This window comes from Paenibacillus sp. NMA1017, from assembly GCF_058895805.1.
On the sequence record NZ_JBZXYR010000004.1, the window covers coordinates 355,425 to 369,637 of the forward strand.

Annotated in this window: 10 protein-coding genes; 4 read left to right on the top strand and 6 right to left on the bottom strand. The window is 45.4% G+C overall.

The window, feature by feature from the left end; genetic code table 11:
* Nucleotides 1-9 precede the first annotated feature (9 nt).
* Complete coding sequence (locus AC5ELV_RS13710) at nt 10-816, bottom strand: alpha/beta fold hydrolase (protein ID WP_493430646.1); 807 nt, start codon at nt 814-816, stop codon at nt 10-12.
* Nucleotides 817-1,129: 313 nt separating this feature from the next.
* On the opposite strand from AC5ELV_RS13710, the gene AC5ELV_RS13715 reads away from it, so the two are divergent.
* The 3 genes from AC5ELV_RS13715 (at nt 1,130) to ilvD (ending at nt 4,623) form a co-directional block, all read left to right on the top strand.
* Entirely contained in the window at nt 1,130-2,164 is a 1,035-nt protein-coding gene (locus AC5ELV_RS13715; RefSeq protein ID WP_493430647.1) for an acyltransferase family protein, read from the top strand.
* A 176-nt stretch (nt 2,165-2,340) separates the two neighbouring features.
* Complete coding sequence (locus tag AC5ELV_RS13720) at nt 2,341-2,589, top strand: KGG domain-containing protein (RefSeq protein ID WP_493430648.1); 249 nt, start codon at nt 2,341-2,343, stop codon at nt 2,587-2,589.
* 345 nt (nt 2,590-2,934) lie between these two features.
* Nucleotides 2,935-4,623, top strand: coding sequence for a dihydroxy-acid dehydratase (gene ilvD, locus AC5ELV_RS13725; RefSeq protein ID WP_039272868.1), 1,689 nt, complete (start codon nt 2,935-2,937; stop codon nt 4,621-4,623).
* Nucleotides 4,624-4,722: 99 nt separating this feature from the next.
* Here ilvD and AC5ELV_RS13730 read toward each other — a convergent pair whose 3' ends face one another.
* Nucleotides 4,723-6,108: a polysaccharide deacetylase family protein gene (locus AC5ELV_RS13730; RefSeq protein WP_493430649.1), complete on the bottom strand. Its 1,386-nt coding sequence runs from the start codon at nt 6,106-6,108 to the stop codon at nt 4,723-4,725.
* A gap of 178 nt (nt 6,109-6,286) precedes the next feature.
* Between AC5ELV_RS13730 and AC5ELV_RS13735 the strand changes: the two genes are divergently transcribed.
* Nucleotides 6,287-7,441, top strand: a complete 1,155-nt coding sequence (locus tag AC5ELV_RS13735; protein ID WP_493430650.1) for an AI-2E family transporter — start codon at nt 6,287-6,289, stop codon at nt 7,439-7,441.
* Here the strand turns inward: AC5ELV_RS13735 and AC5ELV_RS13740 are convergent.
* From AC5ELV_RS13740 to AC5ELV_RS13755, 4 genes are all read right to left on the bottom strand, one after another.
* Entirely contained in the window at nt 7,429-9,204 is a 1,776-nt protein-coding gene (locus AC5ELV_RS13740; protein ID WP_493430651.1) for a peptidoglycan D,D-transpeptidase FtsI family protein, read from the bottom strand. The genes AC5ELV_RS13735 and AC5ELV_RS13740 overlap by 13 nt on opposite strands.
* A 239-nt stretch (nt 9,205-9,443) precedes the next feature.
* Nucleotides 9,444-11,690, bottom strand: a complete 2,247-nt coding sequence (locus AC5ELV_RS13745) for a methyl-accepting chemotaxis protein (RefSeq protein WP_493430652.1) — start codon at nt 11,688-11,690, stop codon at nt 9,444-9,446.
* Nucleotides 11,691-11,914: 224 nt separating this feature from the next.
* On the bottom strand, nt 11,915-13,246 hold the full coding sequence (locus AC5ELV_RS13750; protein WP_493430653.1) for a peptidase U32 family protein: 1,332 nt from the start codon (nt 13,244-13,246) through the stop codon (nt 11,915-11,917).
* A 32-nt stretch (nt 13,247-13,278) separates the two neighbouring features.
* The gene (locus tag AC5ELV_RS13755; RefSeq protein WP_250260671.1) at nt 13,279-14,208 is read right to left on the bottom strand and encodes a peptidase U32 family protein; all 930 of its coding nucleotides are present in this window, start codon (nt 14,206-14,208) and stop codon (nt 13,279-13,281) included.
* Between the last annotated feature and the right edge of the window lie 5 nt (nt 14,209-14,213).

Below are 14,213 nucleotides of genomic sequence, written 5' to 3' on the forward strand. Positions count from 1 at the left end.
ACACCTCCCTTACTGATTCTTAGGAGCCACATCCACGCTCTCTTTCATCCAGTCCTGTAAAGCCGTTACCGTCTGATTCCATTGCTCGACAGCGCTAATTTTCGCAGGATTATCCCCTTTTTGGGCACCATAACTGCCGAATTGGGCATGATTACCCCCTTCGACTGTAAAATACAGCGTGTTGGCTGGTAAATAAGTTCTTCCACTTTGGACATTTTCCATCTGGACGACTCCATCATCACTTCCCAGTAGAGAAATAACGGGCAGATTTTTATCCTTTAAATTTCCTTTGTTATCCGGGTAGGAGGCAAGGAAAAATATACCTTTGACCTGATCAGGATGTGCAGCTGCATATCGGGCCGCCATCACACCGCCTAACGAATGGCCTCCAATAACAAACGCTTCTTTCGGATATGCCTTTAGCACTTCATTCGCTAGATCCGGGGAGATCAATGCAAGGTTGAGTGGCATTTTTGCAATGATCACATGATGACCCTTTTCCGCCAGACGGCGTGCCAAAGGCGCATAACTTTCGGGCTTCACCAACGCCCCTGGATACAAAATGACTCCAGCTCCGCTTCTTTTTACAGGCTCAAAACCAACCCAATGTTCTTGTTCATTTACTTTCACAGCATCCGCTACTTCGGCTAATGCAGCCGTCGCCGTCTCGTCAGGCTGATAAGGCGTAAATACCTTCCATGCTCCCCACCCTGCGATCAGTACAATAACAATCAGGATGCCTAAGAGAATTTTCCATATTTTCCGAGGGCCACGTGTCCCATATGAATTGTATGATCTTCTTGTTCTTCTTCTCATTGTAAACGTTCCTTTCGCCTTTCGTACCTCGTAATTCGGTTTTTGAATATAAAATGTGCCGCTGTATTCTCAGCGTAACTATAGCCTTGTTAGGGTAACATCGTTGCACATACAGGGTCAAATCAGCATACATTTCCAGGTATTAGCCCGTCTTTGTCCGGTGTTCAAGCTTTCGCCACATAATAAGGACATGATAACGCTTACTATTGTGAATAAAATCACAATGGTAAAGTCCAGAGTATCGTACCTTGTTCCTTGTAAAGAATTATTTTTTAAATAGTTTAGTCGGCAGAAGCCGTTCGGAGGGAATCACATGACGACAAGCCATGATGTACAAGGGGAAAGCTTCTTTCTCAATTTGCGATTTCTGTTGATCATATGCGTATTTGCAGGGAATGCTTTGGAACCTCTAGTCGGTTCCCTTCATATTGCCCAACAATGGTTCAGCTGGATATTCATGTTTCATATGCCGTTGTTTGTACTCGTTACAGGCTACTTTGCCCAAACATCCTTGACCGGATCTGCAGGCCGAAAAGTTCTGCTTCAGATCGGTATGCAATATCTTATTTTTCAATCGCTCTATTCAATCTTGGATGTTGCACTCTTCCACGTTCCTCATATCCATCATTCGTTCTTTGCTCCTTATCTGCTACTCTGGTTCCTTGCCAGCCATATCTGTTGGAGACTGCTGATGCTCTCTTTTCAGAAAATACCACCTGTCCTCCAATTGGGTATATCCGTGCTGCTGGGTATCCTCGTTGGGTATCTCCCTGTGGATGGTATATGGCTGAGCGTATGCAGAACCTTTGTTTATTTGCCTTACTTTGTAGCAGGTTATCATTTGAATTATGCAGACGTTCGACGGTTCTTCACAGTTCCAGTCCGCATAATCGCTGGCGTTGTATCTTTTCTGCTTATGGTACTGGCGGGAACATCGTATTTCGGCATCCCAGCAGGCTGGCTGTATGGCAACATGACTTACGGTGAATTGGGCCATACCGAATGGTACGCAGGAATTTATCGCATCGGCATTTATGGAGTTCAATGGATAGCATCCATGGCGTTCCTAAGCTTTGTTCCAGCTGTCACAGGACGTATAACCGAGATGGGAAGACGGACACTATATGTCTTTTTACTCCATGGCTTGATCGTCCGTACCGTCGTTGCGAAGGGAGTCTACGAGTATATAGATACTCCAGTGGAAGTCATGTTAATTGTAGTGTGTGCTGCTGGTTTGTGCTGTATGTTGACCATGCCTTGGGTTCGAACTGCAACACGACCTCTGATTGAGCCGCAGGTAGAGTGGATGCTAAAGCCAGCTCCTTATCCTTTTAGACGGTCCGCGTAATCTTTTTATCCATTTTTTATTTAACATTGAATACGCGACAACCCAATTACAGACGAACATGTAAGCGAGTCTATCCCCTCTTTACTCCACTTGGAGCCTGTTTCATACAGGCGTGATGTGGTAAGTAAAGGATGCGCGCAACAAAAAACAACTTTTTTATTAAGGAGTGATTTGTAATGGCACGTAATCAAAATCAGGAGAAAATGAGTCGCGAAGAAGCAGGTCGTATGGGTGGAGAAGCTACTTCCAAGAAGCACAATAAGGAATTTTATCAGGAGATCGGTAAAAAAGGCGGGGAAGCAACCGCAAACTCTCATGATAAAGAATTTTATCAGGAAATCGGCAAAAAGGGCGGCGATGCTACAGCTGAGTCGCATGACAAAAATTTCTACAGAGACATCGGTCGTAAAGGCGGCAAAAATTAAGGTGTAGTGTCATATTCCGCCCTCCTTTAACATAAAAAAACAAGCTTGAGCCCATCTGCTTTATTGCGGTATGGGCTCTTTCATATTTTCCCTGATACACAAACCTATCAGTATATATTTCTAATAGATTCAAATTAAAACCTCTTCTAAATGCAATATATAGAGAAATAAAACTGCTCATGTCTATATATTGTTGATTACAGAACCCTTCTTGTATTTTTTCAATATCTTCATATATGTAGAAAAAAGCTCACATCTATGATAGACTCTTTAGAAAACATCTGCGCTATTACGGCGTCCATTGAACGCCATACTATTTTTATACTTTGGGGGGAAACCAGCATCATGACAGCTAAGACGAAAATGCGTTCCGATATGATTAAAAAAGGCTTTGACCGCGCTCCTCACCGCAGCTTGCTGCGCGCAGCGGGTGTCAAGGAAGAAGATTTTGACAAACCGTTTATTGCGGTATGTAACTCGTATATTGATATCGTACCGGGCCACGTCCATCTGCAGGAATTTGGCAAAATTGTCAAGCAAGCCATTCGTGACGCAGGCGGTGTACCTTTTGAGTTTAACACCATCGGTGTAGATGACGGCATTGCCATGGGCCACATCGGTATGCGTTATTCTCTGCCAAGCCGCGAAATTATAGCTGACTCTCTGGAAACTGTCGTGTCCGCTCACTGGTTTGACGGCATGGTTTGTATTCCTAACTGTGATAAAATTACCCCTGGCATGATGATGGGCGCATTGCGCGTTAACATTCCAACTATTTTCGTCAGTGGCGGTCCTATGAAAGCTGGTAAAGACAAGAACGGACGCTCTATTTCCCTGACCTCCGTCTTCGAAGGCGTAGGTGCATATCAGGCTGGTAAAATCGACGATCAAAGCTTGCTTGAATTAGAACAATATGGCTGTCCGACATGTGGCTCCTGTTCAGGGATGTTCACAGCGAATTCCATGAACTGTCTCGCGGAAGCGATGGGTCTGGCTATGCCGGGTAACGGCACCATTCTCGCAGTAGCAGAAGAACGTAAAGAATTCGTTAAACAATCTGCGCGCCAATTGATGGAATTGATTAAGCTGGATCTTAAACCACGTGATATCGTAACTAAAGAAGCTATTGATAATGCATTTGCATTGGATATGGCAATGGGCGGTTCCACAAATACAGTATTGCATACATTGGCACTTGCCCATGAAGCAGAAGTTGACTACCCTATCGAACGTATTAATGAAGTCGCAAACCGCGTACCTCATTTGTCCAAATTGGCACCTGCTTCTGACTATCATATTGAGGATGTTCATAATGCAGGCGGCGTAAGCGCAGTGCTGAATGAATTGTTGAAGAAACCGGGCGCACTGCATGGAGACTGTATAACTGTAACCGGAAAAACCATTCGTGAAAACGTAGAGGGACAGGAAATTCTGGATACTAACGTCATCCACAAACTGGACAACCCTTATTCCGAACGTGGCGGTCTGGCTGTGTTATTCGGTAATCTGGCACCGCAAGGCTCCATCATTAAAGTCGGTGCAGTTGATCCTTCGGTTGGTGGTTATCACAAAGGTCCTGCTATCTGCTTTGATTCACAGGAAGATGCACTGGCAGGTATCGCCAACGGTAAAATTAATGAAGGACACGTGGTTGTTATCCGTTATGAAGGTCCAAAGGGTGGACCTGGTATGCCTGAAATGCTCGCTCCAACTTCACAAATCGTGGGTATGGGACTTGGTGCCAAGGTGGGCCTGATTACTGACGGACGCTTCTCAGGTGCTTCTCGTGGTATCTCCATCGGTCATATTTCCCCCGAAGCTGCAGAAGGCGGACCTATCGCTTTTGTTGAGGACGGCGATATCATTGAGCTGGACTTGAACAATCGTAAGATTGAGCTCCAGATTACGGACGAAGAATTCGAACGTCGTCGCGCCAACTGGAAAGGCTTTGAGCCGAAGGTGAAAACGGGCTACCTGGCGCGTTATTCCAAGCTGGTGACGAACGCAAGTAACGGCGGAATTATGAAAATCTAAATGCTTTGCCAAGATAGGATTACTTTATGAACAGCTAAAAATCCTCTCGATCCCTAACAAAGGATCGAGAGGATTTTTTATTTGGTCATTGGGGTTAGTCTATTCAGTCATTTCGCTGTTGAGTGTATGGACATCATATCTGTGAGCTGTTTGCTCAGGAGCTTTGTCTAAGCGGGGTGAGTCTTCCTGATAAAAACGATCAAACAAGGTATCCATTGGCATCACAATCAGTTTCGGTACCATTACATCTTTTTTTTCACTCAATTGCTCTGAACCTGAAGGATGGATAACACGAAATAACAGCTTTAGATATACAGTGGACACATGCTTAAACAGTCCTTTGGGAAGCTCTCGAACTTGAAATCCCAACTTCTCTGGTCCCCGATGAATCATACTTACTGCATAGATCGCCTTTACATCCTTCATTTCAGAATCATGTACAATGCGTTGGGTCAGATCAGGAAGTTGTTTTTTTACAATCCGAATTAATTGAATAGCTAGATGTACCATCGACTTTGCCGTCGAACCCAATTGAAACAACTTTTTATTATCAAAATGAAGTTCGATTACCAGGTCCCCTTTTTCTAGCCACCTGCTGTTCTCCATATTTACATTTGGCCCATGATAGATACGGCGACGATAATAAAAGATCGTATCCTCCTGGCTTACGGGACGAAGACGAAACAAAACATGAAATAGACGCTCATACTGAAGCCATCCACATACCAGCGTTCTTTTAAACCAACCCGTAGTGGACATCTCTGAGGTGGTAGGCTGATTGACAGACTGACGGCAAAACAATGTATCCACCCGTACACTACGTAATTCTCGTTCTTGGGCGACCCTCAGTAGCTTCTCCAGTGCGATTAGCATATTCTGGGGCGCTTCCACGTCTGCCCCCAATGTCGTACCACAGTCATGGAGCAGCATCACCTCGCCACCCCTTAGCTTTTTGAGCATTCTCTCCGCCAATTGTTTCGCTCCTATGCTTGCCTTCCAGTCCCCGAACATGGAGGACCATAATACGATTCGACGACCATTGGTGTTGGAAATATCAAAAAAGTTCACTATCCCCCAAGGTGGGCGATAAAAGGTCGTTCCCTCGCCAGTTACTCGACGAATGACTGACTCTGTCTGGGCAATTTGTCTTCTGACGGTAACAGGCCGCATAAGCCAATTCGATTTGTGCACATAATTATGAATACCGATTAGATGACCTTCATCATGCATGCGTTTCAGAAGCTCAGGGTGTTTTTCTGCATTCATCCCAACAACAAAAAAAGTAGCTTTGGCATCAAAACGCTTCAGTAAATCAAGCAACTGTGATGTATACACTGGATCAGGACCATCATCAAAGGTGAGCGCATATTCTTGCTCACTTTTGCCGCGCCTGAACACCCGGAAACCAAATATACGACTAACCAGCGCTGGAATAAAAGCATAAAAAGTTGAAATGTAAAACATCCATAACAGCAAAGTCTGCACGTTTTATCCCCACTTTTCTATTCTGAACTCCCCAGCAGGCTTCCTGAGGAAAACTCACTTACTTATATGTTATCACAATGACGTAAACATGCCGAGATTTCGCTATTGCATATGGTCAGCATCGAGGTCAAATTTAGTGTACAATAAATAAAAATCTAAAAGGAGTCGTTGTATACATATGCTTCCATTGTACAAAAAATATTGGCGTACCGTTTTTGATATCGGTTTGATCGTATTAACCGTGTATTTAATTATGTTCGTATCCAGCAAACTGTATCAACTAGCCGCACCTGTGTTTCTTTCGTTCGTCGTGTTCTGGTGTATTGAACCTGCTGCCCGTTATTTTCATCGGAAAGGAATGAAAAAACCTTTTGCCTCCGCACTCTCCGTATTGCTATTTATCATCCTTTTACTTGCTATTTTTTTCGGATTGGGTCTGATTCTGGTTACGCAATTTACGAAAGTTGCGCAAAACCTTCCACAATATACTCAGATTATCCAAGCGGAATTCACGCGATATCTTCATCTTTCTCAAGATAAAATCGCTGCTTTACCTCCAGGTGTTACCGAACGTGTGAATGAATATTTTGCGACTGCCACCACCATTGCTACGAAATGGGCACAGCTAGGATTAACCTTTTTCATACAGTTCCTCAGTTCTTTCACTGTTTTTATGGGCAACTTTGCCATTGCAATCATTTTAGCGTTCTTTTTAAGTATGGAAATTAATCTTTGGAAGGGCATTGCTCGTAGTAAAACACCCAAGACACTAAAAACGGCTTACCTTTTTCTAAAAAATCACGTACTTAAAGCTATCTCCGCTTTTCTCAAGGCTCAAGCTCTACTGGTAGGGATTACCTTTGTTCTCGTATTTATAGGTTTACTCATTTTGCAAGTGGATAATGCCCTCTCATTGGCGCTCGTGGCAGCTTTGTTTGATATCCTGCCCTTGTTGGGTGTGCCTGTTATTTTTATTCCGTGGGCAGTGTATCTGTTCATCACAGGCAATACCGGCCTGGCTGTAGGCCTGCTTATTGTCATGGCTGTCACGGTTATCGTCCGCCAGCTGGCAGAGCCTAAAATCACTGGTAATTCCATCGGTGTTTCATCTGCCTATCTGATGCTTTCCTTTGCCATTATATCGTTGTCCATCTTTGGACTGGCCGGTTTAATCCTGTCTCCAATTCTGATCATTTTGCTCAAGGAATTGTGGCAGCAAGGCTATCTGCAGAAATGGATTCGGTTTCCGACAGAGGAATTTGACGAGCCTCCATTTATCGTTAAAATCCAGGAGGAGGATCGTGAAGCTACTCGTGGTACTCAGGAGGATTGAGCTAACAGATCCATCACTTGACCAAACAGTGCTGTAGCTTGATTTGCAGAATGTGTTGAAGCATTTTGCACAAGGACGGCGACCGCATAGCGAGGCCGCTCTATCGGACCATACCCTATAAACCACTGGTGATTTATAGGGTGACCGTTCTTTAAAGATTGGGCCGTACCCGATTTGCCGGCCAAATTCCATGATTTATTACGCAAGGAGGCACCAGTTCCCTGTGTCACAACCTTTTCCATTGCTTCACGAAGCGTGCGAGCCGTCGATGTGTGAATCGAGCGGCTGCCCTCGGGTGAAGGTGCAGCATGAGTAGGTAATTCCAGTAAGGTGCTACCGTCTGCATAACTGATGCGTTTGACGAGGCGCGGTGCATGTACTTGACCATCATGCAGCAAGGTGACGATGAGATTGGCAGCTTGGAGAGGCGTCACCAGCACATCGCGCTGACCGATAGCTGTCTGTACACGTACGCCCGGATCAAAAGCGTTCGTATGGGAGCCGAATACGGCTCCCTTTTCTTCATGATCCAGCGGTCTGAATTGAGGTAGCCCTGCAAGATTTTGCTCTTGCCAGCCCACAGTTCGGCTCAATCCCAGTGCAGAGGCTGTGGCCTGAATTTGCTCAGGATGAAGCCGTTCGCCGAGATGAGCGAACACACTATTACAGGATACGGCAAGCCCTTCCTCCAGGTTCAGGGTACCGTGTCCTTCTTTTTTCCAGCAAGCCAAACCGTACTTGCCATAAGTTCCATGACAATGGAATTGTTCCTGCGGTTGGACAACACCTGATTCAAGTGCAGCAGCAGCCGTAACCAACTTAAAAATGGAACCGGGCGTTATCGCCTTGAGAGCACGATTAGACCAGTCTGTTTTTTTCTGTGGATCAACATGCCCGGGATTATAAAAAGGGCGAGACACCATCGCCAGTACATCCGCGTTGCCTGCATCGAGCACTACCACCGCCCCTTCTGCCAAATGACTAGATTCCGTCAGCTTTTCAATCTGTTCCTGTATAGGTAGATCAATTGTAGTCTGCACTTGTAAAGGATAGTGACCATTGGATGGAGCATTGACACGCAGCGGTACATGAGTCAATGGACGACGCTGTGCATCTACAAATCGGGAGACGAACGTTTCACCGACGCCGCTCAGCAGCGGCTCCAGCGTTCTTTCCAGCCCGGCGGCCCCCATCGGCAGTCCACTTGCTCGATCGGCACGTTCATACAAAAAGCCAAGCCATTGCCTGCCATTGGGCAAATCCCTGTAACGTTTCGCATAAGGTACAAGCTCAATAAGCGAAGGGGCTAACTTCAGCAGCTTGCCTGCTTCATGCGGATTGATTTGTACGGGCTCTCCGCGCCCATCTCGCCATATGAGCGGGGATTGCAGCCCTTTCCATCTTGTCAGTAGTTGCTTTTTACTCGTACGCAGTAGCTCGGCCAGTTCTTCGCCGTGTAAAGCCGCTTTGCCATCTACATCGGGAAAAAGTACTGGCGCCCATACTACTCCGCCAGTCAAGGGTTGCCCATGCCGGTCCGTAAACTGTCCACGTCCAGAGTCGATAGAAATGCCCTCCTGTCGCTGACGTGCTGACATTTCCTTAAGCGAATGCCCCCCATAAACGGACATATGAATGCCCGCTGTCCCCTGAATCCAAGCCAATCGGAATAATAAAATCAGCAGTAGTGCCATCACCCCCAAGGCCATATATGCAATTCGACGTTTTCGAATGAAACTGCTACCACGCCTCGGCACACCCATCCTCCTTTCATCTTTTTTCCAGTAGTATGTCCTGTAGTTGAAAAAGAAACCCACTCAACTTTTAACGTGAATGGGTTTCCGAATTTATTTGTATCTTGTGATGTCTACTTCTGGGCCCCAATCTAAAATCTCGTCTAACGAATAAAAAACCGTAATGAGATTTTTAAGCACAACCACTAATAAAAAGTACAAAACCACGGAGATCAGTGACAACCCTGATTCCCATGGTTTTGTTATATCTACACCGTAAACCGCGAAAGCTGTTCCTTCAAGTTCACTGATACTCCTTCCAGCTTATCCGACAAACCTACCAGTTGATTACCAATATTGGCCTGTTCAGTGCTGAGCGAAGCGACTTCCTGTGAAGTGGCCGAGGATTGCTCAGCTACCGCGCTTACATTGGTCATTGCCTCGGACAAAGTGGTCTGCGATTCACTCAGATGATGAATGGAGGCGGTGACCGTTCCCAACCGAAGCGCGAACTCTCCCATTTGCTGCTGCACCGATTGGAAAATGTCCGTTGTTTCCTGCACGGCTCCCATCTGCTCCCGGAACAACGGGTACACCTCAGATAATGCCTGTACCGTTTCATTCATCTCATTGACAATGTTATTAGTAATACCCGTAGCTGTGCGAATAGCTTGACGTGATTGTTCAGCCAACTGCCGAACCTCATTTGCTACCACCATAAAACCACGCCCAGCCGTCCCCGCTCGTGCTGCTTCAATCGTTGCATTCAGTGATAGAATGTTCGTTTGTTTAGCAATATCCTGTAATACGTCCAGCACCTTAAAGACATCGGAAGTTGTCTTCTTCAGTTCATCTACTTTGCCTACCAAAGCATGCGTAGTTTCTTCCGTAACCTTAGTCTTGCTCAATAGATTTTTCAGTTGAACTGTCCCTTGCTCACTGGATTGTTCAACTTCTTGTGCGACCAGACTCATTTCATGATTGGAAGCCATCACCGTATCCATTTGCTGAGATATATTTCCGGTTAGTCCGCTGCCACGTTCAGCCTCTGTTGCCAAACTGGCGGCGCCATGAGCAATTTCTTCCGTTGCTGCTGCAATTTCTTTGGCTGAAATGGCTGTCTTCTTCGAGGCATCGCCTAGTTCCGTCGCTGTATTCAGAACCTCCTGAGCTGAGGCATTCGTCTGCTCTACCAGCAATGTAATTTGCTCCATCATGATATCAAAGCTTTCTGACAACTGCCCAATTTCATCCTGAGCCTTATAGTTCGTTCGAATTTGCAAGTTGCCTTTGGCGCCTTCGACCATTAAATCCTTCAGGTGTGTCAATGGACGAGCCACGAGGCGCACGATCCACAGGCCAATGAACAATGCAATGAGTGCAGCCACTGCAGCAAATATCCAGGTCGTGGTTAGAATCCCCTTAGCGTCTCTCACCAGCTCAGATACAGGTACTACACCCACGAGAATCCATTTGGAAGTTCCCAGCGTATTATGAACCGCAAGCACATTTTGCTCTTTGCCATCTGCAACCTGCTCCATAATTTGATTTCCTTCAACCCCTTCAAGCTTGGAAACGTAATCCAGCTTTGTCTTTCCTCCTGCCAAGCTCTCATTGTTAGAACCTACAAACTCACCCTTGTCTGTCACAAGGCTAATCATACTGCCTGAGCCCAAATTAACACCTTTCAACTCGTCCTCCACCGCACTGGACTTTAAATCCATAACCAGAACGTAAGTCCCTCCCAACCCGGACATACTGTTCATGGAGCGTGCTAGGCGAAAGGTCTTGCTGCCATTGTCATTCACCTGCGTAGGTTGCCAAACAATTCCCTTGTTTTTCAAAATATCCTTAAACCATGCTTCCTGCCGTACATCCTTTTGTGTTCCGGTGCCCATAGCAGCAAACTTGGTATCTTCCGGGTACAGGTACAATGAATCAATCGCTTTATTCGTAAAAGCAATATTCGTTAATTTCTTGTTTACTTCGCCCATAGCAACAAAAGATGCAAAAGGATTTTTATCTTGCTTTACAGCCTTTTGCAACTGATCACTTAATTCAGTATCGAAAAATACCTGTGTCGATGTGTCTTGAAAGCGCTCTAGAATAATGTCAAGCTTTTCTGAAGTTTGCTGAACGGTCTGCTGATAAGCCGTAGCTGCATTTTGCTCAATCGTGCTTTTAGCCTTGTAGTATGAGAGCATCCCCAAGCTGACCACAAATAACATAATTGCCGCAAAAAAGATCAGAAACAACTTCATTCCAACCGAACGTATCGGATTATAGTTTTTGACCAAATGCATGAAATCTTTACTGTACCTTTCCGGCTTAAGTAAACGCTTTAAATTGTGTGTACCCTTACGAATCGCCTTAGCTAACCAGGGGGCAACCTTCGAAGACACCGCAACCGTTTGTTCCCCTTTATCCGTTGCTTTACTACCTTTCAAACCTTGCATTTGATCCGTTTTCTTGGGTTGCCTTTTTACTGTATTCCCCTCTTTTTTCCGTAAACCCATTTCTCTCACCTACCACCATATAATTAGTTTCTAATTCCACGTCATCCATTATGTATCTATTATCTATATAACTTCTATCGGAACTATTCGACAAGGAATGTAGCTTTCCTTTGAGTATCAACTAAATTTTGTGAAACTTTTTTCCTAGAAAACTATTCAAAAAAAAGCCCCTCCAACCGATAGGAGAGGCTTTTGATTCTTTTCGTCTGTGACTTAAGGCTTATTTACTTCTTTTTACGCATCATATCAAAATACGATACGGGCTGATCTACCTTCATTCTAATTCGTTGAAGCGGGTGACGAGCAGCATCTAATTCGTTGCCTTCCTCATCCCAGATCGTTCCGACCGTTTGTTTAAAGAATGTTCCGTTCGGACCGAAAAATTCAATTTCATGACCGGGTTTAAAATGGTTCCGTTGTTGAATGGTTGCGATGCCACTCGCGGCATCGTAGTCCATGACCAGTCCAGCAAAATCATAAGGGACTGCTTTTTCTTCCGGCTCATAAATATGATCCTCATGATCCGGTGTATCGTAGAAAAATCCTGTATTCAGCGGACGATTGGCTGCCTTGTTAATTTCTTCAATCCATTCTGGTTTGAGCACATAATTTTCAGGATCAGCCATATAGGAATCAATCGCTTGACGATAGACATTCACGACCGTAGCCACATAGTGGATGGACTTCATACGTCCCTCTACTTTAAAACTGTCTACCCCTACATCAATCAGATCAGGGACATTTTCAATCATACACAGATCCTTGGAACCCATAGAAAAAGCATTATCGCTCTCTTCAAACAGTGGAAGCTGGTTAACACCGAGCTGGAACTGTTTCAGTGCATTGCTGTCCTGTGCCTCTTCCTCAGATATCCAAACTTCACCTGGGCGTGCATCCTCAAACAAATCGTATTTCCAGCGGCAAGACTGACAACATCCCCCACGATTGGAATCACGGTCTGTAAAGTGATTGGACAACACGCAGCGGCCAGAAAATGAAGAGCACATCGCACCATGGACAAAAGCTTCGATTTCGATATCCACATACTTTTTAATTTCTTCGATTTCCTCCAGACTGGTCTCACGCCCCAGTACTACACGCGGTAGTCCTTCGTTTTTCCAAAACTTTACTGCTTGCCAGTTCAGCGTGGACTGCTGTGTGCTCAAATGCACTTCCAATCCAGGAACAGCACGCAATGCCACGGATACAATAGCCGGATCAGCGACGATAACGGCATGAATTCCTGCCTCGTACAGATTGCGCAAGTATTCCTCGATTCCGGCAATATCTTCATTGTGGGCATAAATATTGGTGGCCACAAGCACCTTAGCACCATACTTATTGGCAAATTCTACACCTTCGCGCATTTCTTCAAAACTGAAATTATCGGCGTTAGATCGCAGACCATATTTTTGTCCACCAATATATACAGCATCCGCGCCATAGTGAACGGCAAACTTCAACTTTTCCAGATTTCCGGCAGGAGCCAACAGCTCCGGCTTATCCAGACGATTCCGTTTACCTATATATTTTCTCGTTTTGGTTATCGTCCCCACGACGTTCCCCCCTCTGTGAATTCATTTTAAAATTAATAAACCTGCTCTTTATAGAAAAATCCGAAGGAAAGTTCCCGTTCCGGATCTTGAAGACGGCGAACTTCATCCAGCCAGCTTTCATCATAAGCATAAGCATCCGGGTCAGCTGTATAACTATCTATTGCTTTACGATAAGCACGAACAACCGCCTCATTGTAAGCCGTAGGTTTCAATAAGCCCTCGATCTTAAAGCTATGCACGCCCGCCTCCATTAGAATATGCAGGTCCTCCATGATGCAAAAATCATCCGAACTCATAATATGTGTCCCATTTATATCCTCGTAAATAGGGAACTTCTCTTCCTTCCGCTCTGCTTCAATCAGAAACAAGCCGCGCCCTCTGCCCAAATCGCCTTCTACATTACGTCCCTGGTGCAGCATATAACTTTGAACAAGCTTACGCTTGGAGTGATAAATATTGGTCATACCATGTACCTGAACCTGTGCTTCTATGTTCAACTTTGGTATCATTTCGGTAATTTCATCCATACTGAGCTCACGAGCCAAAATGACCCGGGAAGCCCCCTTTTCACCCCAATAGTTAGCGGTTGCGAAGTTGGTAGAGATCATCTCACCGTTCCAGAACAGCTTAAGATGCGGAGCATACTCCTTCACGGCCATGAGCACTGCGGGATCATTAAACTCAATGGCATCTATGCCGCATCCAGCTAGGGTCTGCACATATTCGGGAAGGAGCGGCAATAGCTCGTTCGTCATCAAATTCGTCATGGATACATATACCTGCGCTGTATGCTTGCGTGCCTCTTCCACCACTTCACGGATTTGGTCAGGGGTAAAATGTCCCGGTAGCCGCATTCCAAAGCGGTCATCTCCAATAAGTAGTGCAGTAGCTCCAGCCTCTAGCATATGGCGGGCATCCTCCGGCGAGCTGGCAGTTGCCAGTAGTTCGGGTTTGTAAGCCATAGGCT